Annotated in this window: 23 protein-coding genes and 2 pseudogenes; 15 read left to right on the top strand and 10 right to left on the bottom strand. The window is 34.5% G+C overall.

The window, feature by feature from the left end; all coding sequences use genetic code 11:
- From B5X55_RS13765 to B5X55_RS19225, 6 genes and pseudogenes are all read left to right on the top strand, one after another.
- Positions 1–501, top strand: a pseudogene (locus B5X55_RS13765) (collagen-like protein); the annotation flags it as partial.
- 5 nt (positions 502–506) lie between these two features.
- Positions 507–1,520 carry a hypothetical protein gene (locus tag B5X55_RS13770; RefSeq protein ID WP_079513220.1) on the top strand — a complete coding sequence of 338 codons (1,014 nt, stop codon included), beginning with the start codon at positions 507–509 and terminating at the stop codon, positions 1,518–1,520.
- Positions 1,521–1,525: 5 nt separating this feature from the next.
- Positions 1,526–2,710 (top strand): T9SS type B sorting domain-containing protein, encoded by a 1,185-nt coding sequence (locus B5X55_RS13775; RefSeq protein WP_079513389.1) that lies wholly within the window; start codon positions 1,526–1,528, stop codon positions 2,708–2,710.
- Positions 2,711–2,838: 128 nt separating this feature from the next.
- Entirely contained in the window at positions 2,839–3,573 is a 735-nt protein-coding gene (locus B5X55_RS13780) for a M15 family metallopeptidase (protein WP_079513221.1), read from the top strand.
- A 40-nt stretch (positions 3,574–3,613) separates the two neighbouring features.
- Positions 3,614–4,384, top strand: coding sequence for a M48 family metalloprotease (locus B5X55_RS13785; protein WP_079513222.1), 771 nt, complete (start codon positions 3,614–3,616; stop codon positions 4,382–4,384).
- Positions 4,385–4,519: 135 nt separating this feature from the next.
- Positions 4,520–4,687: a DUF6747 family protein gene (locus tag B5X55_RS19225; RefSeq protein ID WP_317042719.1), complete on the top strand. Its 168-nt coding sequence runs from the start codon at positions 4,520–4,522 to the stop codon at positions 4,685–4,687.
- Between the two features lie 194 nt (positions 4,688–4,881).
- Here B5X55_RS19225 and B5X55_RS13790 read toward each other — a convergent pair whose 3' ends face one another.
- A complete protein-coding gene (locus B5X55_RS13790) occupies positions 4,882–5,274 on the bottom strand; it encodes an ankyrin repeat domain-containing protein (RefSeq protein ID WP_079513223.1) in 393 nt (130 codons plus the stop codon).
- 223 nt (positions 5,275–5,497) lie between these two features.
- On the opposite strand from B5X55_RS13790, the gene gpmI reads away from it, so the two are divergent.
- Genes gpmI through B5X55_RS13805 form a run of 3 tightly spaced genes read left to right on the top strand, consistent with a single transcriptional unit; the run spans position 5,498 to position 8,644 of the window.
- Positions 5,498–7,015 carry a 2,3-bisphosphoglycerate-independent phosphoglycerate mutase gene (gpmI, locus tag B5X55_RS13795; RefSeq protein ID WP_079513224.1) on the top strand — a complete coding sequence of 506 codons (1,518 nt, stop codon included), beginning with the start codon at positions 5,498–5,500 and terminating at the stop codon, positions 7,013–7,015.
- Between the two features lie 36 nt (positions 7,016–7,051).
- On the top strand, positions 7,052–7,870 hold the full coding sequence (gene map / locus B5X55_RS13800; RefSeq protein ID WP_079513225.1) for a type I methionyl aminopeptidase: 819 nt from the start codon (positions 7,052–7,054) through the stop codon (positions 7,868–7,870).
- A 9-nt stretch (positions 7,871–7,879) separates the two neighbouring features.
- On the top strand, positions 7,880–8,644 hold the full coding sequence (locus B5X55_RS13805; RefSeq protein ID WP_079513226.1) for a class I SAM-dependent methyltransferase: 765 nt from the start codon (positions 7,880–7,882) through the stop codon (positions 8,642–8,644).
- Here B5X55_RS13805 and B5X55_RS13810 read toward each other — a convergent pair whose 3' ends face one another.
- From B5X55_RS13810 to B5X55_RS13845, 8 genes are all read right to left on the bottom strand, one after another.
- Positions 8,645–9,658: an FAD:protein FMN transferase gene (locus tag B5X55_RS13810; RefSeq protein ID WP_079513227.1), complete on the bottom strand. Its 1,014-nt coding sequence runs from the start codon at positions 9,656–9,658 to the stop codon at positions 8,645–8,647.
- Positions 9,655–10,017 carry a DUF8840 domain-containing protein gene (locus B5X55_RS13815; protein ID WP_079513228.1) on the bottom strand — a complete coding sequence of 121 codons (363 nt, stop codon included), beginning with the start codon at positions 10,015–10,017 and terminating at the stop codon, positions 9,655–9,657. The genes B5X55_RS13810 and B5X55_RS13815 overlap by 4 nt, the downstream gene beginning before the upstream one ends.
- 71 nt (positions 10,018–10,088) lie before the next feature.
- Complete coding sequence (gene nqrF, locus B5X55_RS13820; protein ID WP_079513229.1) at positions 10,089–11,396, bottom strand: NADH:ubiquinone reductase (Na(+)-transporting) subunit F; 1,308 nt, start codon at positions 11,394–11,396, stop codon at positions 10,089–10,091.
- 2 nt (positions 11,397–11,398) lie between these two features.
- The gene (gene nqrE, locus B5X55_RS13825) at positions 11,399–12,157 is read right to left on the bottom strand and encodes an NADH:ubiquinone reductase (Na(+)-transporting) subunit E (RefSeq protein WP_079513230.1); all 759 of its coding nucleotides are present in this window, start codon (positions 12,155–12,157) and stop codon (positions 11,399–11,401) included.
- Between the two features lie 21 nt (positions 12,158–12,178).
- On the bottom strand, positions 12,179–12,826 hold the full coding sequence (locus B5X55_RS13830) for an NADH:ubiquinone reductase (Na(+)-transporting) subunit D (protein WP_079513231.1): 648 nt from the start codon (positions 12,824–12,826) through the stop codon (positions 12,179–12,181).
- 1 nt (position 12,827) lies between these two features.
- Complete coding sequence (locus B5X55_RS13835) at positions 12,828–13,580, bottom strand: Na(+)-translocating NADH-quinone reductase subunit C (protein ID WP_079513232.1); 753 nt, start codon at positions 13,578–13,580, stop codon at positions 12,828–12,830.
- Between the two features lie 2 nt (positions 13,581–13,582).
- Positions 13,583–14,863, bottom strand: a complete 1,281-nt coding sequence (locus tag B5X55_RS13840) for an NADH:ubiquinone reductase (Na(+)-transporting) subunit B (RefSeq protein ID WP_079513233.1) — start codon at positions 14,861–14,863, stop codon at positions 13,583–13,585.
- A 3-nt stretch (positions 14,864–14,866) separates the two neighbouring features.
- Positions 14,867–16,219 (bottom strand): Na(+)-translocating NADH-quinone reductase subunit A, encoded by a 1,353-nt coding sequence (locus B5X55_RS13845; protein WP_079513234.1) that lies wholly within the window; start codon positions 16,217–16,219, stop codon positions 14,867–14,869.
- 152 nt (positions 16,220–16,371) lie between these two features.
- Here B5X55_RS13845 and B5X55_RS13850 point away from each other — a divergent pair, with 152 nt between their 5' ends.
- The 5 genes and pseudogenes from B5X55_RS13850 (at position 16,372) to B5X55_RS13870 (ending at position 21,482) form a co-directional block, all read left to right on the top strand.
- On the top strand, positions 16,372–17,613 hold the full coding sequence (locus B5X55_RS13850; RefSeq protein WP_079513235.1) for a type IX secretion system plug protein: 1,242 nt from the start codon (positions 16,372–16,374) through the stop codon (positions 17,611–17,613).
- 245 nt (positions 17,614–17,858) lie between these two features.
- Positions 17,859–18,755 (top strand): annotated as a pseudogene (locus tag B5X55_RS13855) (DUF3667 domain-containing protein); the annotation flags it as partial.
- Positions 18,756–18,760: 5 nt separating this feature from the next.
- Positions 18,761–19,147, top strand: a complete 387-nt coding sequence (gene apaG / locus B5X55_RS13860; protein WP_079513390.1) for a Co2+/Mg2+ efflux facilitator ApaG/CorD — start codon at positions 18,761–18,763, stop codon at positions 19,145–19,147.
- Between the two features lie 81 nt (positions 19,148–19,228).
- Entirely contained in the window at positions 19,229–20,857 is a 1,629-nt protein-coding gene (pruA, locus tag B5X55_RS13865) for an L-glutamate gamma-semialdehyde dehydrogenase (RefSeq protein WP_079513236.1), read from the top strand.
- Between the two features lie 112 nt (positions 20,858–20,969).
- Positions 20,970–21,482 (top strand): DinB family protein, encoded by a 513-nt coding sequence (locus B5X55_RS13870; protein WP_079513237.1) that lies wholly within the window; start codon positions 20,970–20,972, stop codon positions 21,480–21,482.
- Between the two features lie 433 nt (positions 21,483–21,915).
- Here B5X55_RS13870 and rsmG read toward each other — a convergent pair whose 3' ends face one another.
- Complete coding sequence (gene rsmG, locus B5X55_RS13875) at positions 21,916–22,551, bottom strand: 16S rRNA (guanine(527)-N(7))-methyltransferase RsmG (protein WP_079513238.1); 636 nt, start codon at positions 22,549–22,551, stop codon at positions 21,916–21,918.
- 120 nt (positions 22,552–22,671) lie between these two features.
- Between rsmG and B5X55_RS13880 the strand changes: the two genes are divergently transcribed.
- Positions 22,672–23,772, top strand: coding sequence for a fatty acid desaturase family protein (locus B5X55_RS13880; protein WP_079513239.1), 1,101 nt, complete (start codon positions 22,672–22,674; stop codon positions 23,770–23,772).
- Positions 23,773–23,786: the final 14 nt, after the last annotated feature.

Raw genomic sequence — 23,786 nt, forward strand, 5'->3', positions numbered from 1 at the left:
CAAGGTGTCATCGGGGAACAAGGTCCCATCGGTGAGCAAGGTATTCAAGGAATTCAAGGTGTCATCGGGGAACAAGGTCCAGTCGGTGACAAAGGTGTAGTCGGTGACAAGGGTGATGCAGGCGATGTGATAGCAGCAGAAACTAACAACAGTATAACCGCTGGCGCCAATGGTGGAGCATTTTACGAAAGTCCAATCAAAGCTTTTGGAAAAATAGCAGCAAATGGCTCCGTAACAAAAGCAACAGTTGGCGTTACAGCCACGAGATTAAGCACTGGGCGATATCAGGTAACCTTGCCGTCGGGAGCGGTTTCCGATGCAAATTACATCATTCAGTTAACCCAACCTGGCAGAGGTGGCGCAGGTAATGATGACCCTGGTATTTCGTATGATAATCAAACAGTGACAGGTTTTGAGGTCATTATAGGTGATAATGATAACGGAGCGACAGATCGTAGCAGGTTCAATTCAGAATTCATGTTTACCATTTTAGATTTATAAAATATATGAAAAAGCTATTCCCATATCTACTTTTTATAGTGCTGACCAATTCCGCCTTTTCTCAAATTGAAAGCGGGCTATTGTTTGGACTCACCAAAGGAACAGCATCTGAAATCAATGCCATTACGGGTATGGAGGAAGGCCAAATATTGTACAATTCAGACACCAAAGCTTTATTGGTCTATAATGGCAGTACCTGGGTAAATACCGAAAATTCAAATTGGTCATTAAATGGTAATGCTACAAGCAACGGTACATTTTTAGGCACAACCAATGATGTCTTCATGGACCTACGATCCAATAATACCAGTATACTACAATTGGGTAGAAGACAAACCTTAGGTCTTACCCAAAACTATGTGGATTACAATGACAACAATCAATATGTAATTCATGTAAAAGGATCAAATGGTACTTCGGCCCTTCAATTTCAAGCGGATGCAGCTAGTTTTTATAAACCAATGTTTTTTACAACTGCCGAAGGAAATTTTGGATTAAAGGGAAGTGCGGCAGGCACTGATTTTTTTGAAATAGGTAGTTCAGGGACTAATAATAATGGAAGCTTAAGTTTTACGATTGGCGATGATGGTAATGAACCTATTATTTTTAATAAATATAATTATAATACAGGTACAAATGTTGAAATGATGCGCTTACAAGGTACAGGATTAAATAATTTTGTTAGAGCAGGTATTAATGTAAATAAAAACACACCAAATTCTACTTTACAGGTTAATGGTTCTATTTCCAACTCAATTATTATAACAACTGGAAATTTATCATTGACAGAGGTTCATCATACAATTATTTTGGGTGATTATAGACATAATATTACGTTGCCTTTAGCTGGTTCTTGCGTTGGAAGAGTTTATGTGATTAAAAATCCTTTTGGAGGAAGAGGAAATCTTAATGGTAATATTTCATCATTTATAGACATTGGAGGGGGAAACAGTACTACTATAAGTGAGAGATCAGTAATTTATGTACAAAGTGATGGTACTGATTGGCAACAATTATAAAAAGAATGAAGTTTATTACTAATTTATATTATCTATTTCTTTTTACATTTTTAGTTTTTACAACTTCAAATGCTCAAGATGCTGTTCATAATTATGGAAACATCCAAATTCATGATGACGGTCTTGTAGGTTTTCACATGGATGTCATTAATAACGGAGCTTTTAATCAAAATAAAGGTTTGGTAGGATTTTATTCTATGGATAAAGCCCTCACCATATCTGGAGGATCTAATCCTGTTTTTTATGATTTTGAGGTTGCCGTAGATAATCATCTTTATGTAGACAATACTGTGGGAGTCTTAAATAATGCTAACTTAATTTCTGGTGATATTATTACATCTAGAGTAGCATCCGAAGTAAATATTAATTTCTTAAACGACTCATTTTATATTGGAGAGGGTGATAATACAAAAGTTGATGGATACGTTGCAATAAGTAAGAAATCTGAATTCACTTTTCCGATAGGGCAAAATGGTAGCTTAAGACCTCTAAGCATTCATTCTGTAAATTCTAACGACTATGCCAAATCTGCTTATTACTTTGAAGACCCAACTACACCAAGTATTTTTGGAACAAGTTTTGATACGAATAGAAAAGAGAATGAGTTTTTATCTGTAAGTGAATATGAATTTTGGCATTTAGAAGGTAGTGTCTCTTCTAAGGTTACCTTAACATGGGACGAACAAAGTAATGCTAATCTTTTAGGAGATTTTATTTCAGATTTAAAGGTTGTTGGCTGGAGTGTAGCAGATAAGGAATGGGTTAGTTTAGGTAGCACAAATGTTGAAGGTGATTTTAACAATGGATCTATAACTTCAGAAGAATTTGTGCCAAATGATTATGAGGTGCTGACCATAGGTGGTAATTCTGATATTTTAGAAACCTTAGATAATATAACACTAGACAACTTTTACATGACGCCAAATGGCGATGGCGTTAATGATTATTTAGTTATTGATGGTATTGATAATTCTCCAAATAATACCCTACAAATTTTTAACAGATACGGTATAATGGTTTTTTCAAAGAAAAATTACAACAATGAATTTAACGGCATATCTAATGTTGGTGGGGTAATTTCTAAAAATTCAGGTTTATCTTCTGGTATTTACTATTACATTATAACCTTGAACGAAATGAATATTAAACACCAGGGCTATTTATATCTCACCACATATCAAGAAAATTGACCTTAAATTCTTTTGAGACTAAGATTTATTACTTTTACTTAAGATAATATGATTTCCTAATTTCAATTTGATTTATATATCTGATTAAAAAGTTAATTGTATTATATTAAAAAATAGTTACTACAGTTATGCAAAGAAGAACTTTTATCAACAAAAGCAGTACAATAGCCTTAGCGATTGGCCTTGCCCCTTCATTATTTTTACAAGAAGACTATGAATATTCTATTTCAGAGCTCATGGGTAAAGAGGATATTGAATTGTTCGGTAAAGGAATCAACTTAAGGAAAGAAGCTCACGATGCATTCTTAGAGATGAAAAAGGCAGCATATAATGATGGTCTAGATCTTAAGATTGTTTCTAGCTATAGAAATTATGAGCGTCAAAAGGCAATTTTCGAGCGTAAATTTATAACGTATACTGAAGATGACGGAATGAATCCGCTTGATGCTATCGACAAAATTATAGAATATTCCACCATACCAGGAACAAGCAGGCACCATTGGGGCACAGATATTGATGTCATTGACGGGTATAGAAAAGTAGAAGGTGATGTTTTAGTGCCTCACAAATATGAAAATGAAGGACCATTTGTAGATTTTAAAAAATGGATGGATGAAAATTCTGAAACTTACGGTTTTTACTTAGTCTATACCAATGAGCCTAAAAGAAGAGGATTTAAATATGAGCCTTGGCACTACAGCTATGCTCCAATATCGATTCCTATGTTAGAGCAATTTAGAGGTAAAAATATTGCATCGCTCTTACTTCGTGAAGATTATTACGGTGCAGAGAATTTTACCATGGGCTTTTTAAGATCTTATATTCAAAATAACATATTAGATATAAATAGAGACCTATTATAAGCTTTTTGTACTTTAGTAAACTGTATTAGAACACATTACCATGAGAAGAGGAAGTTGGAAAATTAGAATATTCATCGGTTTAGCAATTGTAGCCTTTGCATTTATCCAAAAATGTAATAATACCGAAGAAAACCCATACACAGGTCGCTCGCAGCATATCACTATGACTTCAGACCAAGAAATTGCTATTGGTTTGCAAAGCGCTCCGGAAATGGCCCAACAACATGGCGGACTTTACCCTGACCAAAGACTACAATCGTTTGTAGAATCGGTGGGTAATAAATTGGTACAGAATAGTATAGCCAGAGAAACTCCTTATAAATATGATTTTCATTTACTTGCTGATGATCAAACTATTAATGCCTTTGCTTTACCTGGAGGACAGTGCTTTATCACCTATGCTTTATTCTCACAATTGACCGAAGCTCAATTAGCGGGTGTTTTAGGTCATGAAATAGGACATGTTATTGGCAGACACTCTGCAGAACGAATTGCAGATAGTCAGACTTGGCAAACAGCCACAATGGGAGCAACTGTTGGTGCAGGAGATATGGGCAGCATTGTGGGCAACATTGGTCAAAATACACTTCTAACGAATGGTCGCGGTGATGAATTGGAAAGTGATGAACTAGGAGTACTTTTTATGATTCAGTCTGGGTATGACCCTTATGAAATGATTAAGGTTATGGAAATATTAAAAGCAGCTGGTGGCCCAAATCGTACGCCAGAATTTCAAAGTACCCACCCTGACCCAGAAAATAGGATTCAGAAAATTAAAGAAGCGATAGCAAAGTATACAAATCAAGGTTAATCGGATTTTTTGGTCATTTCATCTATAGTGCGTATTACAACAACTATAATTTTGTAACTTTGGGTAAGTCCCAAGCTTATTTTACCATTTATTAATGCCTTTATAGCTATGATTTAATCATAGAAGAACACTATAATGGGAACGATTACACATTTTAGAAATATATACGTGCAGGCGTTCGAAAATTGCAAACCTGAAATATTGGTTATAATTTTAAAGGTCTACTCTATATTTTGTGCCCTAATGATATTTTCGGCACTATATGCTTTTGCTTATAGAGTATTTAATGGATTTGAATTTTAACGTTTTTTACTCTTTTACCTGAACACTATTTGGAGTAGAATTTTGTAACTAAAAAAGCCTCATTGAAAATTTTCAATGAGGCTTTTTAATATAACGTTTATCTTAACAGTAATACTCAGCATTAACAAATAACTTGGTTTCATTTATTCTTAAAGACTAGGTTGTTAATCAAAACATTAGTGTTTAAATCTCTCCTAACTACCTAAGGCAGCTTCTATAATAACCAACGCTTCTTGCGCATTTGATAATTCAGCATAGCGTTTAACCGTAAAACCTTGATTACTTTTCATATTCAAATTCGCACCATTTTTTATCAATAGGGACAAAACTTCACTCTTATTATATCGGGCAGCATACATTGCAGGAGTCATACCTAAAGATTTTTGATTAACATCTTCTCCTAAAACTATAAGTCGTTTTACCGTCAAAACATCTCCTTGTATTACCGATTTACAAAACGAACTGACTTCTACATTAGTAATTAGTTCGTTGTGTAAAACACTAGTTGGTTGTGTAATTTCATTGGCCATTAAATTTGACCCCATAGTAAGTACTACGATGGATAACGTTAGAATTGATTTTTTCATGATGAGTGATTTAATTGATGAATACAATATTGTATATATTTAAAGACGCTATCCACGCGGATATGTTTCATGAATTAACAGTGTTATAACTAAACTTTAACAAACAAATACTACTCAAAATTGAAAATTTGTTGCGTTACGTCATCAAATTAAAAAAGGTATGTAATCATATAGATTTACTTAGCAGAACATAGTATTTTTGATAACTAAAACCTTAGGAAAGATGAACAAGAAAGTAATCTTAATGATATTAGATGGTTGGGGAAAATCACCTGACCCAGAAGTATCTGCAGTTGACAAAGCAAATACACCTTTTATCGATAGTTTATATAAAAATTATGCAAACGCAAATTTATTGACAGACGGTATGAACGTTGGGCTTCCAGAAGGCCAAATGGGCAATAGCGAGGTAGGTCATATGAATTTAGGTGCAGGTAGAATCGTTTATCAAGATTTGGCGAAAATAAATAAAGCTGTAAAAGAAAACACTTTAAGCTCAGAGCCAGTTTTAAAAAGTGCCTTCGAATATGCTAAGAAAAATAACAAGAATGTTCATTTCTTAGGACTTCTCAGTGATGGTGGCGTACATAGTCACACCAACCACATTAAAGGCCTTATTACTGCTGGAAAAGAATCTGGTGTTCAAAACATGTTTGTGCATGCATTTACTGATGGTAGAGATGTAGACCCTAAAAGTGGTAAGGGATTTTTGGAAGATTTAGTTCATTTCTGTGCTGACAAGAATACCAAATTAGCAACAGTAATTGGTAGATATTATGCAATGGATCGCGACAAACGCTGGGAACGCGTTAAGGAAGCTTATGATGTCATTGTAAATGCAGAAGGCGAAAAATCTACTGATATCGGTAAAGCTATTCAGAAAAGTTATGACAACGATATTACAGATGAGTTTATAAAACCTATCGTAATGACTAATACCGATGGAACACCTATTGCATCTGTTAAAGAAGATGATGTGGTTATTTTCTTTAATTTCAGAACAGATCGTGGTAGAGAACTGACCCAAGTATTAAGTCAAGTAGATATGCATGAGCAAAATATGCATAAACTAAACTTGTATTATGTGACTTTGACAAATTATGATGAGTCATATAACAATGTACATGTAATTTACAATAAGGATAATATCGTTGAAACTTTAGGGGAAGTATTATCGAAAGCAGGTAAAAAACAAATACGTATAGCTGAAACAGAAAAGTACCCACACGTAACTTTCTTTTTTAATGGTGGTAGAGAAGTACCTTTTGAAGGTGAATCTCGAATATTATGTCCGTCACCAAAAGTGGCTACATATGATTTACAACCAGAAATGAGTGCCTTTGAAATTAGGGATAAAATTATTCCAGAAATCAAAAAAGGTGATGTAGATTTTATTTGTTTAAATTTCGCCAATCCTGATATGGTAGGCCATACAGGAGTTATGGAAGCTGCTATAAAAGCTTGTGAAACAGTTGACAAATGTGCTAATGATGTAATTTCAGCAGCAATAGAAAATGATTATTCTGTTATCGTTATTGCCGACCACGGTAATTGTGAAACTATGATAAATGAAGATGGAAGTCCGAATACAGCACACACTACTAACCCAGTTCCATTAATTTTAGTTGATAAAGATATTCATCATATCAATGACGGTGTATTAGGTGATATTGCGCCAACAATTCTAAAAATGATGGGTGTTGAGAAATCTAAGCACATGACCCAAAATTCCTTGGTATAAATAAATAATCGGAAGCAACCGAAAGTCAAAACATCTATGATAAAAATTAAAACAGCCGAAGAGATTGAATTAATGCGAGAAAGCGCTCTCATTGTTTCTAAAACTTTAGGAATGATAGCTAGTGAAGTAAAACCAGGAGTAACAACTCTTCAATTAGATACTTTGGCTGAAACTTTTATTCGCGATCATGGAGCAGTACCGGGTTTTCTTGGTTTATATGATTTCCCCAATTCCCTTTGCATGAGTCCGAATGCACAAGTAGTACATGGTATACCTAACAATTCCCCATTAGTAGAAGGTGATATTATATCGATTGATTGTGGTGCATTAAAAAATGATTTTTACGGCGACCATGCCTACACCTTTGAAGTTGGCGAAGTTACACCTGAAGTGAAAAAACTTTTAGAAGTAACTAAAAAATCACTTTATGTGGGTATTCGTGAATTTAGAGTTGGCAACCGAGTTGGTGATGTTGGTTATGCAATACAAAAATTTACAGAAGATCATGGCTATGGTGTTGTTCGCGAGCTAGTAGGCCATGGTTTAGGTCGAAAAATGCATGAAGACCCAGAAATGCCAAATTATGGTAAACGAGGTCGTGGCAAAAAGTTTGTTGAAGGCATGACCGTTGCTATAGAGCCTATGACCAATATGGGTACAAAGAATATTAAGCAGTTGAAAGATGGATGGACAATACTTACCGCTGATGGTCTACCTAGCGCTCATTTCGAACACAATATTGCAATTGTAAATGGTAAACCAGAATTGCTATCTACATTTAAATATATATATGACGCGTTAGGAATTGTTAGTGATGAAGAAGCTGAATTCACATCTTCCTCCATCAACAGCTAGGTAAAGAGCATGAAGAAAATATTTAAATTTTTTCTTAATCTGGTACCTAGACCTATTCTAATATCCCTTAGCTATGTAGTAAAACCCTTTTTTAAGATATACTATACTGGTAATACATATGAAGACCCTATAGATGGGAACACGTTTCGCAGTTTTTTACCCTATGGCTATGAAAACTCTCGTGAGAACGTACTTTCGCCTTCTACCCTATCCTTAGAAAGGCATCGTTTACTTTGGCTATATTTAAAACAAGAAACCGATTTTTTCACCACACCACTTAAGGTATTACATTTTGCTCCTGAGCAAGCCTTTTACAAGCGGTTTAGAAATTTAAAGAATTTAAACTATGTAACCACAGATTTAAATTCTCCCTTGGCAGATGTAAAAGCTGATATTTGTAATTTACCTTTTGAAGAAAATTCTTTTGATGTCATATTTTGCAATCATGTTTTAGAGCACATACCTAACGACACAAAAGCAATGTCAGAATTATATCGTGTTTTAAAACCAGGAGGGTGGGGTATTTTCCAGATACCTCAAGATTTAAAAAGGGAAAAAACTTTTGAAGATAATTCCATTACCGATAAAGTAGAGCGTGCGAAAATTTTTGGCCAATACGACCATGTTCGTATTTATGGAAGAGATTACTTTAATAAATTACGCACTTTTGGGTTCACGGTTAATGAAGTAGATTTCACAAAACAACTTACACCTGAAGAAATTAATAGATATCGATTGGCAACGGGAGAAATAATACCTGTAGTCAAGAAATAATTATTTAATTACTAGGTCTTTAAAGCCTTTCGTTAAATATTCTTGAGCGTCCCCATTTTCATCTAAGTAAATGATATATGCTTCTAGATTTTTATTCTCATTTATCAATTTGAAAGCTTCATCTAAATCCATAGCCATAAAAGCTGTAGCATATGCATCTGCTGTTGCGCAATCATCTGCCAATATAGTAACTGCAAGCGTATTTGAAATTTGTGTGAAACCTGTCTTAGGATTTACAGTATGTACATATTTTTTACCGGAACTTTCGTCAATTCTAAATTTTCGATAATTACCAGAAGATGCTAAAGCCTTATCATTCAAATGAATTAAGATTTTAGTAGTTCTACCCGTCTGCATTTGTGGATCGTCGATGCCCACAACCCAAGATTTATTATTTATTTTGTTTTTTCCTTTAGCGACTAGTTCACCACCAACTTCAATTAAATAATTTTTTACTCCTTTCGCATTAAGCATTGCGGCGATTCTATCTATTGCATAACCTTTGGCAATAGCATTAAAATCTAAATAGATATTTCTATTTGTCTTAACTACCTGCTTTTCTGAATTGATACTTACCTTATCTAAACCGACATAATTCAATAAACTATCTACCTTAAGGCTATCTAAAGTAATTTGTTGTTCAGGACCAAAACCCCATGCGTTTACTAAAGTGCCCACTGTAGGGTCAAAATAGCCCTCAGTATCATCATGTATACTCTTAGACAACTTAAATACATCTTCAAACATCTTGTCAACAACAACCGTACTATCACCTTTATTAATTCTTGAAATATCAGATTCAGGAATATAGGTAGACAATGAATGGTTTATAGCGATAAAAACGGAATCAATATCTTTTTGAAAATCTATTTCATTTGCAGTAATAGAAATAACATTATAAGAAGTACCTAAAGCAGTACCTCTGTTTTCATTACGATATGCATCAGCATCGTTTTGATTACAAGAATAAAACAGTCCTAAAATAACACCTAATACCAAAATTTTCTTCCTCATATCTCAACTAAACCATCATAATCAACAATATACTCCTCATCTAAATAAACCGGTAAATTATGGTCAGCTGCATTTACCAAACCAACACCTGCATAAAAAGTAATTGCATCAAATTTTAATGCATGCTCCTTCATTTTGTTCAAATCTGATTTAAAAAAATCCATATCTTTTGGATCACCGGGATATTCAATCGCTTTTACAACTACAAAGCGCATTTTCTTATCCTTAGTGCAAACAAATTGAGGATTCTTTCGTAATTCGCTATTCACGGCTAAAAACTCAAACCCATCATCTTCCAATTGCTTACCAACAATGTTCATTGCTAAATTGTGAAGCTCTTGTTCTGTTAATACATGCATTTAAATAAATTTGATAAAAAAGCCGATACTTTATGTATCGGCTATAATATTACTTATCAGTGTTTTATATATTATCCACCAAAATCATCAAAACGTATATGCTCATCTGGGATACCAAAATCTTCACCCATTTTCTGCACAGCTTTATTCATCAATGGAGGTCCACAGAAGTAAAGTTCTATATCTTCTGGAGATTCATGATGAACTAAATAATTGTCAATTACACAATTGTGTATGAAACCTACAAAACCGTCACCAGGAGCATCTATATTCTCTTTTACTTTCCAGTTATCAACTTCCATTGGTTCTGATAAAGCCAAATAGAACTTGAAATTAGGAAACTCCTCTTCTAATTTATAAAAGTGATTTAGGTAAAATAACTCGCGTTTAGAACGACCACCATACCAATAACTAACTTTTCTTTTCGTTTTTAATGTTTTGAATAAATGGTATAAATGCGAACGCATAGGCGCCATACCTGCACCACCACCTACATACAACATTTCTGAATCAGATTCATTTATGAAGAATTCTCCATAAGGTCCTGAAATTGTTACATCGTCACCTTTTTTAAGGTTAAAAATATACGATGAAGCAACACCAGGGTTTACATCCATCCATCCATTTTTAGCACGATCCCATGGCGGAGTAGCAATACGAACGTTCAACATAATCTCTCTTCCTTCAGCAGGGAAAGAAGCCATTGAATATGCTCTTTCTACTGTTTCAGGGTTTTTCATGACTAAAGGCCACAAATTAAACTTGTCCCATTCTGCTTGAAACTTATCCGGAGTTTCATGCTCTTCTGGGTGAGCCGTAATATCCATGTCTGCAAATTTTACCTCACATTGTGGAATTTCAATTTGAATATAACCACCAGCTTTGTAATTCATATCTTCAGGAATCTCCACTACGAATTCCTTAATAAATGATGCTACGTTATAATTACGTACTACTTTTCCTGGCCATTTCTTAATACCAAAAACCTCTTCTGGAATAGTAATTTCCATATCTTGTTTCACCTTAACCTGACAGGCCAAACGTGCACCATGATTTAATTCTCTTTTTGAAAAATGAGGCGTTTCTGTAGGTAAAGCTTCACCTCCACCAGATAATACATGACATTCACATTGAATACAAGTTCCACCACCACCACATGCAGATGGTAAGAATACTTTTTGATTACCCAAGGTGGACAATAAAGACCCACCTGAAGCTACTTCAATTTTCTTTTCTCCATTTATTGTTATGGTCACAGGACCCGATGGAGATAGTTTTTGTTTGGTGAACAAAAGTAATGCCACCAATACCATTAATAATATTAGAAATGCGACAACGGTTATTAGTATAGTTCCGCCAGTACTTGCAGCTAAAATCATATTTATTTTTTTACGTCGTTATAAGAAATCTCCTTTTCGTCAATTTCAGTATTCTTTTCTACTACTTCTTTTTCTGGCTCAACAACCTCTAGTTGTTTAATTTGAATAACTTGCTCAGTAGCTTCTTCAGTTTCATCGCCACCACCTGTAAGCATGCCTCCAAAACTCTGGAAACCAATACCCATTAAACCGGTAGTAATAAATGTAATTCCCAATCCTCTTAAAGGTGCAGGCACATTACTATATCTGATTTTTTCACGAATGGCGGCAATTGCTAAAATTGCTAAGAACCAACCAATACCAGAACTAACCCCGTAATTAAACGCCAACCCTAATGTTTCAATTTCTCTAGCTTGCATAAATAATGAACCTCCTAAAATTGCACAGTTTACTGCTATCAATGGCAAGAAAATACCTAATGAATTATATAATGAAGGTGAAAACTTCTCAACAACTATTTCTACTAATTGTACCATAGTTGCAATGGTTGCAATAAATAGGATAAATGATAAAAAGCTAAGGTTGTAATCTGCATATTCTGGACCTAACCAAACCAAAGCACCATCTTGTAATATATATTTATCTAACAACCAGTTCATTGGTACTGTAACCGCCAATACAAATATTACAGCCGCACCTAAACCAACAGCCGTAGCAACTTTTTTAGATACAGCCAAATAAGAACACATCCCCAAGAACACGGCAAATACCATGTTATCGATAAAGATGGACTTAAAAAATAATTCTACATGTTCTAACATAATCTCTTATTAAATATCTATTTAATTCTCCTCTACCAATGCTGGATTTCTTGAGCGCTGTACCCAAATAATAATACCTACTACAATTAATGCAGCTGGCGGAATTATCATAAACCCGTTGTTCTCATATCCAGTTGCATATAATCCAGTTTTTGTAATTGGGTCTCCTAAAACCGGATAACCGAAAAGCGTACCTGATCCTAAAAGCTCTCTAAAGAAGCCTACGATAACCAAAATAATACCATATCCTAGAGAATTCCCTATTCCGTCCAAAAATGAACGCCACGGTCCGTTAGCCAAAGCGAATGCTTCAAATCGACCCATGATAATACAATTTGTAATAATTAAACCAACAAATACCGCCAAGGTCTTACTCAATTCATAGGCATAGGCCTTAAGTACTTGATCAACTATAATTACCAAAGTTGCTACAACAATAAGTTGTACGATTATTCTAATTTTTGAAGGGATTATATTCCTCATCAATGATATGACGACGTTACCAGCACCTAAAACAAACATTACAGAAACAGCCATCACCACCGATGCTTTTAATTCTGCTGTAATAGCTAATGCAGAGCAAATACCTAATACTTGAATGGTAATAGGGTTATTATCCGCAAGCGGATCCTTTATAAGATTTGTATCTTTTTTTGAGAGTAGTGCCATATTACTTTGCTCTAATTGTTTCTAAATAAGGTTTATATAATTTAACGGTTTCTCTAATCATAGCCGAAACACCATTACCCGTGATAGTAGCACCTGCTAAGGCATCTACTTCATTATCATCTTTTATATTGTTCAATGGGTCGTTGTTACCTTTTGCAACCGCTATACCCGCATACTGAGTTCCCTTTAATATAGATTCTCCTTTAAAATCGTCCATAAAATAACGCATTTTAATATTCGCGCCTAAACCAGGAGTTTCCCCTTTATGATCAAAATACACCCCTTGAACCGTCATGGTATCATCTAGAGCGATGAAACCCCAAATAGCATCCCAAAGACCTTTACCATACATAGGAATGATATAAAACTTCTTTCCGTCCTTTTCACCAATAAAAACAGGCAATTTATAATCCTCCCCTTTTTTCATGTTTGCCAATTGCTTTTTCAAATCAATCAAATATGCCTCATTATTCTGGGTAATTTGGTCACCCTGAATAACTAATTGCTCTTTAATATAACTTGAAAACTCACCCTCAACTACATCAGTAGGAATAAAGTTTACACTACCAGCGTCATCTCCATTTTCATTTACGCCCATTGCATAAAGGATGTTCTGCTGCTTTTCAAAACGCTCGTTTTCCATAATATTTGGTCGTAGTGCTGATGCCAAAAATGCAAGTATTGACCCAACTACCACAACCATAACAGCAGCAAAAACTACTGTATAAAAGTTACTATCTGTTTTAATTGCCATAATTAAACTGTTTCAGCTTTAAGTTCTTCTGCCTTACCATCTGAATCTTTCGGGTAGATAGTGGCGTTCTTTAATCTTTTCATTCTATTCTTTATGTTACCTCTAATAACATAATGATCTATAGTAGGTGCAAATACGTTCATCAATAAGATAGCCAAGAATACTCCTTCTGGATACGCCGGATTGAACACTCGTATCATTACAGAAATAAATCCTATAAAAAAGCCATAGAACCATTTACCCTTATTGGTCTGAGAACCTGTAACAGGATCTGTGGCCATATATACTATACCGAATGCTAGACCCCCAACGATTAGGTGTTTCCAAAAATCAAAACTCATTAAACCATAGAACTTACTAGATTCTGCAATCCAACCAAAGTCGACAATTTGATTAAAAATTAATCCCATTACCAAAGAACCAATTACAGCACTCACCATAATTCTCCAACTAGCAATCTTGGTATAAATTAAAAACAGACCTCCTAAAAGGATTAAAAAGGCAGAAGTCTCACCTACAGATCCTGGTATAAAACCAAAGAACATATCTGAAACTGAATATGTCATTTCCGCTCCTTTATTCTGAGCTAAATATCCTAATATGGTTTCACCTGAAATTGCATCAACATTTGCTCCAGCCAATATTTCTTCGGAACGCTCACGTGCTCCGTAAACCCAAACTTTATCACCACTCATCCATGTTGGATAAGCGAAGAAAAGAAATGCTCTAATTGTTAATGCTGGATTAAGAATGTTCATTCCCGTTCCACCAAAAACTTCTTTACCTATCACTACACCGAAAACTACGGCAACGGACAACATCCAAAGTGGAGTATCGATAGGTACTATTAACGGCACTAACATACCGGTAACCAAATACCCTTCTTCGACTTCGTGACCTTTTATAACGGCAAAGATAAATTCTACCAAAAGTCCTACTCCATAGGATACCACTACCAAAGGAAGAACCTTTATAATACCAATCCAAAAGTTATCCCAAGTAAGGAAATCGTTCATTACAGAAAAATCTGCTGGAAATCCGTTTATGGCAGAATAATGCTGGTAACCCGCATTGAACATCGAAAACAATAGTACTGGAATCAGTGCCATAATTACCGTATTCATCGTACGTTTTAAATCATCTGCAGCTTTCACATGCGTACCACCTGCATGGGTAGTTTCATCTGGCGAAAACAAAAAAGTATGAAAAGCATTGAAAGCAGGTGCCATCTTTTTACCCTGATACTTCAGTTTAAGTTCGTGTAATTTACTTTTTAAACTCATTTCTTATCCTATTTCTTTTTGCAATAAATCTAACCCCTCACGAATAATCTTCTGGTGAGGCTGTTTGGAAATACATATAAACTCTGTCAATGAAAAATCTTCTGGAGCTACTTCATACAGGCCTAGTTGCTCCATTTCATCTAAATCCTCTACCATACAAGCTTTTAAAAGTTGCATAGGAAAGATATCCATTGGAAAAACTTCTTCATATTGTCCCGTTACAACGAAAGCTCTGTGCTCTCCATTTGTATTCGTATCTAATTCATATTTCTTTTTCGGCTGCATCCATGAAAACGTTAACGCCCTAGTAGCCGAAATTTTATTAAAAACAGGCTTGTTCCATCCAAACAACTCATAGTCGTCACCTTCTGGAATAACCGTAACTGTATTATTATAAAACCCTAGAAAACCATCTGGTTTACTTTTTGACCCCGTAAGAACATCACCGTTTATAACCCTGAAATTCTCTTCATTAACACCACTCGCGTAAAGAAAAGTAGAGATTTCAGCACCTATCTTAGTACTGTAATATTTCGGCGCCTTAACAGATGACCCAACAAGTGCAACTATTCGCTCAGCATTGAATTTACCCGTAAGCAAATATTCACCGATAATAACCAAATCTTGAGGTGACACCGTCCAAACCGTTTCACCTTTATTAATAGGATCTAACTTGCTTATATGAGTACCAACCAAACCAGCAGGATGTGGACCAGAAACTTTATGTAATTCAATACCTTTTAAAGAAGTTAATGGAGAATTACCAGAACCACTAACAGCTACATGAACCTTACCTGGCGTCAACTTGCCAAGTGCAGTAATTGCTGCTTGCAATTCTTTTTCCTTACCCTGTAAAACATAATCCAAATCAGCTTGTAATGGCGCACTTGAATACCCAGAAATAAAGATTGATTTTGGCGTAGCATCAGGATTTGCAACTACATCATATGGACGTTGCTTAATGAATGGCCAACAACCACTCTTTAACAAAGCAGCCTTCAATTCTCCCTTAGAAGCCTTTTCAACATCTAATGCTGCTCCTGCAAATGCTTCTTGAGTTTTATCTGCTAGTATCTTTAAGGTCAAAATACGTCTTCTATCCCCTCTTTCAATTTCTACTAACTCACCACTTACTGGTGAAACAAAGAGCATATCTCGCATGTTCTTGTTGTAGAACAAAGGCTCTCCAGCTTTCACCTCGGCGCCTTGTTTTACTATCATCTTAGGGGTAATTCCGTGAAAATCACTTAATTGTATAGCATATACATTACTCAAAACAGCTTTCGAAGTCGTCTGTTCTGCGGCACCCACAAGGTTAATGTTGAGCCCTTTTTTAATTCGTATGTCTTTGGACATGTGTGTGTAGACCTTTAGGTTAACAAAATTTGAGCAAATTTAAGTACAAAAACTTCGTTTTCATAATTATTACCCCATAATTTAGACATTACACCGAGGTATATTTTTTAGGCATCGTTTTTGTTTACCTTTACTTAAAAAAAAGCCTTCCGATGCGAATTTTTATTAAACATTTTATATGGCTATTTTTCTTGCAAAACATAGTCGCACAGGTTCAAGAAGAAGTAAATCCGCCAGATAACATAAAATCAATCGTCTTCAAAGGACCAACAGATGATCAGTTTCCAATTATAAAGATCGGCCAGCCTATTTATTTAGAATTTGATGATATTTTAGCCAACGAGCAAGACTATTACTATAAGGTTACGCATTGCGATTATGATTGGAATAAATCAACGCTATTAAAATCGCAATATTTAGATGGTGTAGACAACCAACGAATTACCGACTACGAAAACAGCTACACCACTCTCGAAACATATTCCAATTACCAATTAACCATACCCAACGACAATGTTCGTCTAAAAGTTAGCGGTAATTATCTTTTAGAAGTTTACAACAGCAATTACGAACTTCAATTTTCACGTAGATTTTTAGTTTACAAAGACCTTGTAGGTGTTGCCGCCACGATAAAACGTTCTAGAGATTTTAATTTTATAAACGAAAAGCAAGTAGTTCAGTTTAACATTCAGTCATCAGGCTTTAAGTTGGTTAATCCGAAAAAAGAAGTAAAAGTGACCATTTTACAAAATTATTACTGGCCTTCCGCCATACATGATATTGCACCGCAATACACAATAGGCAATGAACTTGTGTATAAGTACGACCAAGAGACCGCATTTTATGGTAGCAACGAATATTTACTTTTCGACACAAGCGACCTTAGAGCCCCAAGCTCACAGATTTCTAGAATTGACTTAACCGACCTATATAATCATTATTTATTTTCTGATGCTTTCAGAAATGATAAGCCATACAGCTACTTTCCTGACATTAACGGAGATTTCGTAATTCGAACCTTGCAAGGCGACAATGCTTCTCGTGAAGCGGAATACACCAATGTACATTTTAGCTTGCCCTACAACGAATTTATAGCTTTAGATGATGTTTACATATTTGGTAAATACAACAATTACGCACTTACCGATGAAAACAAAATGACCTACAACGAAACTAATGGCATGTTAGAAGCTACCCTAAAAATGAAGCAAGGTTTTTACAACTATAAATATGTGCTGAAAAATGGTCAAGATATTAAAGCTAACGTAGTTGGTGGTAATTTTCATTTTACTGAAAACAATTACCTAATACTCGTCTATTACCGCAACTTTGGTGACATGTATGACAGCTTAATAGGTATCGGGTCAGCCAATTCAAGAAATATCACGAACTAACTGTATCTTTAGGTTTTTCATCCTTCATGAAAAACAAACCAACCATAAGAACAACCGGACGCTACAGTCTGCAACACAGAGGTGTTGACTGCTTAAACTGCGGACACCCCCTTAATTTAAGCGATAAATTTTGCCCCGATTGCTCTCAAGCAAACAGCACCAAGAAGCTTACTCTTTTAGATTTTTTTGAGGAATTTTTCTCAAATTACTTCTCTTATGACTCTAAATTGTAGCAAACACTTGCGGCTCTATTACTTAAACCAGGTAAAATCACAAGAGAATATATTGCAGGCAAACGCTTGTCATACACAAATCCTTTCCGTTTTCTATTAAGCTTATCAATTGTCTACTTTTTAATAATAAGTTTTAATAGTGAATTTGAATCCTTAAATAAATATGGTAGCAGCAATAGAATACCAACGTTTGATATAACAAAGCAACTAAACACTTATGAATTTGAAAATGAAGAAGAAAAAAAGGCAGCTATCGATTCTATAAAACTACAAGAGTTTATCGGAGATATGATAAGTAAAAAAGATTCTACCATACTTTCAAATCCCAAAAAATATTTTAAAGAAATTAAAGACGATGGACTTTTCAATCGATATGGCAGTAAAATAAAATTCTTCTCTACCTTAATTAAAAGGGATACCATCTATAGCTTGGATGAAAGTGTTATCAAATATGATATTACCCCTAATCTTGAAAATGAAATGACTTTTAACCTTGCGAAAAGTTTGGTTGAAATCGAAGAACGTCCAGGAACTTTTTTCAACAGTCTCATATCTAAATTACCATTTGCAACATTTTTCTTTCTACCATTCTTTTCTTTTTTCGTTTGGATGGTCTATATCAGAAAAAAATACACTTTTACCGATCATTTAATCTTTAGTTTCCACAATCAATCGTTATTATTTATCTTGCTCATTGTTAGCAATTTGATTAACTCAGTTTTCAATATTGGTAGTGAAGGATTATTTTTATTAATTTTCGCAATCTACCTTTATAAAGCAATGCGAAATTTCTATCAACAAGGAAGAGTTAAAACGATTATAAAATATACGTTACTAAACTCAATATTTTTTATCTTAGGAGGTATAGCAATTACAATATTAATAGCTGCAAGCGTTTTTACATATTAAATATGATGATAACACAGGTAACCAAAGGCATTAAAATTTCGGTACAGACTAGTTTTGAAGGCACGTTCTTTAAAAACTATAAAATGCACTATGCGTTCGGTTATACTATTACCATTGAAAATCAAAGCAAAGATGCTGTTCAATTGACTTCTCGTCATTGGAAAATTTATGACTCTTTAAACGACATGGAAACCTTAGACGGTGAAGGTGTTATTGGCAAAAAACCGGTAATTCAACCTGGGGATTCTCATACATATAGCTCAGGATGTCTACTTACCTCTCCTATTGGCGCTATGAAAGGTCATTATAACATGACACATCTTAGTAATTCTGAGAAATTCAGAGTATACATTCCTACATTTAAATTTAGCGCTCCGTTTGCCCTAAACTAATTCCTTTTAACCTTCTATTAGTTTTAAGTCCAACTCCATTTTAGTACCTTTGTTCAACTTTTTAATTTAAAAAAATTGACAATGGGTAAAGGTTTTTTCCAAGTTCCTACAGCTATTAATGAACCAATTAAAAGCTACGCACCTGGCTCTTCTGAAAGAGAAGCCGTTTTGGAACAATACAAAACATATTTTAACGGCAATGTAGATGTTCCTATGTACATAGGTTCTAAAGAGGTTCGAACAGGTAATACAAAACCTATGTCTCCTCCTCACGATCACAAACATATTGTCGGCACTTACCATACTGCCGATCAAAAAAACGTACAAGCTGCAATAAATAATTGTTTAGAATCTAGAAATGCTTGGGCTAATTTAGCTTGGGAGCAACGCGCTGCCATTTTCTTAAAAGCCGCCGAATTAATTGCAGGGCCTTATCGAGCTAAAATTAATGCATCGACCATGATTGCGCAATCAAAAAATATTCACCAAGCAGAAATTGATGCTGCTTGCGAATTGATTGACTTTCTACGTTTTAACGTAGAATATATGTCTCAGATATATGCTGAACAACCTGATTCTGCTGAAGGTATATGGAACCGTGTTGAATACAGACCTTTAGAAGGATTCGTTTATGCAATTACCCCATTTAACTTTACAGCTATAGCAGGCAACCTTCCTGCAAGTGCCGCAATGATGGGTAATGTTGTAATCTGGAAACCAAGTGATAGTCAAATATTTTCAGCAAAAGTTATTGTTGACATTTTTAAAGAAGCGGGTTTACCTGATGGAGTTATAAATGTTGTTTATGGTGATCCAGTTATGATTACTAACACTATTTTAGCTAGTTCTGATTTTGCAGGACTTCATTTCACTGGTTCAACGCATGTTTTTAAAGAGTTATGGAAACAAATTGGAAATAATATTCACACCTACAAAACCTACCCAAAAATAGTTGGTGAAACTGGTGGTAAAGATTTTATACTTGCACACCCAACAGCAAACACAAAACAGGTTGCTACCGCTATTTCTAGAGGAGCCTTTGAATTTCAAGGTCAAAAATGTAGTGCAGCATCAAGAGTTTACTTGCCAAAATCTACATCTAAAGAGATATTAGAATTTGTAAAAGCTGACATCGAATCGTTCAACAAACCTGGATCACCAGAAGATATGAGCAATTTTATCACTGCGGTAATTCATGAAGGTTCTTTCGACAAATTAGCGAAATACATAAACCAAGCGAAAGAAGATAAAAATGCAGATATATATGCAGGTGGTAGTTTTGACAAATCTAAAGGATACTTTATAGAGCCAACAGTTATTGTTACTACTGACCCAAAATATACAACAATGGAAACTGAACTTTTCGGACCTGTTGTTACGATTTATGTATATGATGATAAAAATTGGAGCGAAACCTTACAATTAATAGACGGCACTTCAGAGTATGCATTGACAGGCGCTGTTCTTTCAAATGATAGGTATGCCATTGAAGAGGCTACGAAAGCTTTACAAAATTGTGCTGGTAATTTCTATATCAATGATAAACCAACTGGAGCTGTTGTTGGCCAACAACCTTTTGGCGGCGCACGAGCATCTGGAACAAATGACAAGGCTGGATCAGCTCAAAACTTACTAAGATGGGTATCACCTAGATTAATAAAAGAAACATTTGTAACACCTGTAGATTATAGATATCCATTTTTAGGATAGTAATACTTTAAAAGGCTGAATTAAAATTCAGCCTTTTTTAATTAATTATCACAAAACTAAAACCACATTGAAACAATAAATTCTTAATTTTAAATTCATTAACACACTAATTATGAAAAAGTTACTAATTATTGCAGTATTATTCTCTGCTTTCTTTGTTCAAGCTCAAGAAGGGTTAACACAGACTACCATTAAAGCTGTTTTAACCAACAACCAATCACAGGTTATTCAATTAGCAGAAGCATTTACTGAAGATAAATACGACTGGAGACCGGCAGAAGGAGTTAATTCAGTTGGCGAAGCACTTTTACATGTTGCAGCCGGAAATTATTTTCTAGCATCTAAATTAGGATTTGCTCCACCAGAAGATGTTGATATGATGACTTTAGGGAAGATTACCGGGAAAGACAACATCATTGCAACCTTAAAAAAATCTAATGAATTTGTTTTAGAAAAAATTACCATGGTAGAAGATGGTGATTTGAACGAAGAAGTTGATTTTGGATTTATGAAAGCAAATAAATTAGGCGGACTTTTAGCTATTATGGAGCACAATGGTGAACATAAAGGTCAATTAATTGCCTATGCGAGATCTAATGGTGTTGTTCCACCTTGGAGTAAGTAAAATTAGCATTAAAGAATTATTAGCCTTCAACTATTTAACTGTTTGAAGGCTTTTTTTATACGCAAAACTTCGCATGTATTATTAAATTAGGAATTTCAAGTATTGAATTACCTTAGAACAGCCAATTTCATCACCAAACCTAGTAACACTTAATTTCACAAAAACTTAGGTATATCTACCTATAATGAAAAATTTTTAGCATTCAAATGCAATTTCAATGTAAATTTAACGTTAATTAATTGTAAATTAAATTCTATTTGCAGAAATTTATAATTCACTTAAAATCAATCTCTTATGAAATCTCAAAAAAAAAGCACACATTTAAGCAATTTTCAATTTCATGGCTGGAGGTCAATTCAACTATTTGTTCAAAAGTATAGGAGAGCTTATTACCAAGCGTTCAGTCTTTAATTTTGATATAAACACTGTGAAATTATCCTTTAAATTTTAATGGCAGATAAACCATCTTCTTTGTTTCAAAAAAATCTTCTTTGAAAAAATCGGTTAATTGATAGACTTCAGCAGTTTTATAATCCTTAAGCTCATCAAGCAAATCACCACCTTTTAAGTACAATATTCCGTTACGAATAGAATGTGCAGATTCCTTTTTTATTTTTCCTTTTACCCAATGTACAAAGGTTGGCATAGCAGCAACAGCCCTACTTACAATAAAATCGAACTGACCCGGTATTTCCTCAACTCGAGCATTGATAGTTTTTACATTAGATAATTGCAAGCCTTCAATTACCTCATCAACTACTTTTATTTTTTTTCCTATAGAATCAACTAAAGTAAAATGAACCTCAGGAAATAGAATAGCTAGTGGAATACCAGGGAAACCTCCTCCTGTACCGACATCAAGGATTTTTGAACCATCTTTAAAAGATATGAATTTAGCTATTCCGAGAGAATGCAAAACATGCCTTAAGTAAAGTTCATCTATGTCTTTTCGAGAAACCACATTTATCTTTTGGTTCCAATCCTTATAAAGTTCCTCTAATTTTTCAAATTGTTCTTTCTGATTTTCAGATAAATTGGGAAAATATTCAAATATGGTTTCAGCAGTCATCCGTATCTTTGTAAATAGATATTATTAGTATATTCACTATTGCAAAGATTTAGCTTTTAATTAAGCTATCAAACTATTATAGATTCAATTACATATTATTAAGTAAAAGATCACTCAATTATGGAACAAAATACCATACGATTTCCAAGAACAGATTCTGCTAAGTTTTTTAAGACTTTGAATAGTAGAGTCAATGATTATTTTAAAACAAATAAATTAAAAAAAACAGGCAATTGGAGACTTCACGTTAAAACCCTAGTGATGTTCTCATTATTTCTCGCACCTTATTTTCTAATCCTAACTTTAGGATTGCCAAACTGGGCTAATTTTCTTTTAACTATTGTCATGGGTGTAGGCATGGCAGGAGTTGGCATGAACGTTATGCATGACGGTAATCACGGTGCTTACTCTAATAAAAAATGGGTAAATAAATTAATGGGTAGCAGCATTTATATACTTGCCGGCAATGTTTACAATTGGCAAGTACAGCACAATGTTCTTCACCATACATACACCAATATTCATGAGCATGATGAAGATATGGAAGCGGGTAGAATATTACGTTTTTCTAAACATGTCGAATGGAAAAAACATCATAAATTTCAACATTTCTATTCTGTATTATTGTACGGTCTACTTACCTTCAATTGGGCTATAACTACCGATTTTCAACAAATGTACAGGTATATGAAACGTAAGTTATCTTATGGCAAATTACCAAGCGCTACTATGAACTGGAGTACTCTTATCGTTACTAAATTATTGTACATCACTATTTGGATTGTTCTACCAATGTTAATTTTGGATATTGCATGGTGGAAAATTCTAATTGGCTTCTTTTTAATGCATTATGTAGCTGGAGTTATCTTAAGTGTAGTTTTTCAGCTTGCACATATCGTTGACGATGCCGATACTCCATTACCAGACGAGTCTGGTACCATGAAAAACACTTGGGCCATTCACCAACTATTCACTACAGTAAACTTTGGCACAAAGAATAAAGTTGTAAACTGGTTTACAGGTGGATTAAATCATCAAGTAGAGCACCATATTTTTCCTAACATAAGCCACGTTCATTACACAAAAATTTCGAAAATTGTGAAACAAACAGCGCAGGAATTTAATTTGCCTTACCACGAGTATAAAACTACTAGAAAAGCTATAATTTCGCACTTCAAACATTTAAAAGAATTAGGCAAGGAGCCTACATTGCAATACTAGAAATTTATAGCACC

Source organism: Maribacter arcticus, from assembly GCF_900167935.1.
Taxonomy (GTDB): Bacteria; Bacteroidota; Bacteroidia; order Flavobacteriales; family Flavobacteriaceae; genus Maribacter; species Maribacter arcticus.

Coding starts and splice junctions, on each gene's coding strand:
- gpmI (WP_079513224.1), top strand. CDS start 5,498: ATGAACAAGAAAGTAATCTTAATGATATTAGATGGTTGGGGAAAATCA.
- nqrF (WP_079513229.1), bottom strand. CDS start 11,396: ATGATTTTAGCTGCAAGTACTGGCGGAACTATACTAATAACCGTTGTC.
- B5X55_RS13830 (WP_079513231.1), bottom strand. CDS start 12,826: ATGGCACTACTCTCAAAAAAAGATACAAATCTTATAAAGGATCCGCTT.
- B5X55_RS13815 (WP_079513228.1), bottom strand. CDS start 10,017: ATGCATGTATTAACAGAACAAGAGCTTCACAATTTAGCAATGAACATT.
- B5X55_RS13850 (WP_079513235.1), top strand. CDS start 16,372: ATGCGAATTTTTATTAAACATTTTATATGGCTATTTTTCTTGCAAAAC.
- B5X55_RS13810 (WP_079513227.1), bottom strand. CDS start 9,658: ATGAGGAAGAAAATTTTGGTATTAGGTGTTATTTTAGGACTGTTTTAT.
- B5X55_RS13775 (WP_079513389.1), top strand. CDS start 1,526: ATGAAGTTTATTACTAATTTATATTATCTATTTCTTTTTACATTTTTA.
- B5X55_RS13840 (WP_079513233.1), bottom strand. CDS start 14,863: ATGAGTTTAAAAAGTAAATTACACGAACTTAAACTGAAGTATCAGGGT.
- B5X55_RS13845 (WP_079513234.1), bottom strand. CDS start 16,219: ATGTCCAAAGACATACGAATTAAAAAAGGGCTCAACATTAACCTTGTG.
- B5X55_RS13770 (WP_079513220.1), top strand. CDS start 507: ATGAAAAAGCTATTCCCATATCTACTTTTTATAGTGCTGACCAATTCC.
- B5X55_RS19225 (WP_317042719.1), top strand. CDS start 4,520: ATGGGAACGATTACACATTTTAGAAATATATACGTGCAGGCGTTCGAA.
- B5X55_RS13790 (WP_079513223.1), bottom strand. CDS start 5,274: ATGAAAAAATCAATTCTAACGTTATCCATCGTAGTACTTACTATGGGG.
- map (WP_079513225.1), top strand. CDS start 7,052: ATGATAAAAATTAAAACAGCCGAAGAGATTGAATTAATGCGAGAAAGC.
- nqrE (WP_079513230.1), bottom strand. CDS start 12,157: ATGTTAGAACATGTAGAATTATTTTTTAAGTCCATCTTTATCGATAAC.
- B5X55_RS13785 (WP_079513222.1), top strand. CDS start 3,614: ATGAGAAGAGGAAGTTGGAAAATTAGAATATTCATCGGTTTAGCAATT.
- B5X55_RS13870 (WP_079513237.1), top strand. CDS start 20,970: ATGAAAAAGTTACTAATTATTGCAGTATTATTCTCTGCTTTCTTTGTT.
- B5X55_RS13780 (WP_079513221.1), top strand. CDS start 2,839: ATGCAAAGAAGAACTTTTATCAACAAAAGCAGTACAATAGCCTTAGCG.
- apaG (WP_079513390.1), top strand. CDS start 18,761: ATGATAACACAGGTAACCAAAGGCATTAAAATTTCGGTACAGACTAGT.
- B5X55_RS13880 (WP_079513239.1), top strand. CDS start 22,672: ATGGAACAAAATACCATACGATTTCCAAGAACAGATTCTGCTAAGTTT.
- pruA (WP_079513236.1), top strand. CDS start 19,229: ATGGGTAAAGGTTTTTTCCAAGTTCCTACAGCTATTAATGAACCAATT.
- B5X55_RS13835 (WP_079513232.1), bottom strand. CDS start 13,580: ATGGCAATTAAAACAGATAGTAACTTTTATACAGTAGTTTTTGCTGCT.
- B5X55_RS13805 (WP_079513226.1), top strand. CDS start 7,880: ATGAAGAAAATATTTAAATTTTTTCTTAATCTGGTACCTAGACCTATT.
- rsmG (WP_079513238.1), bottom strand. CDS start 22,551: ATGACTGCTGAAACCATATTTGAATATTTTCCCAATTTATCTGAAAAT.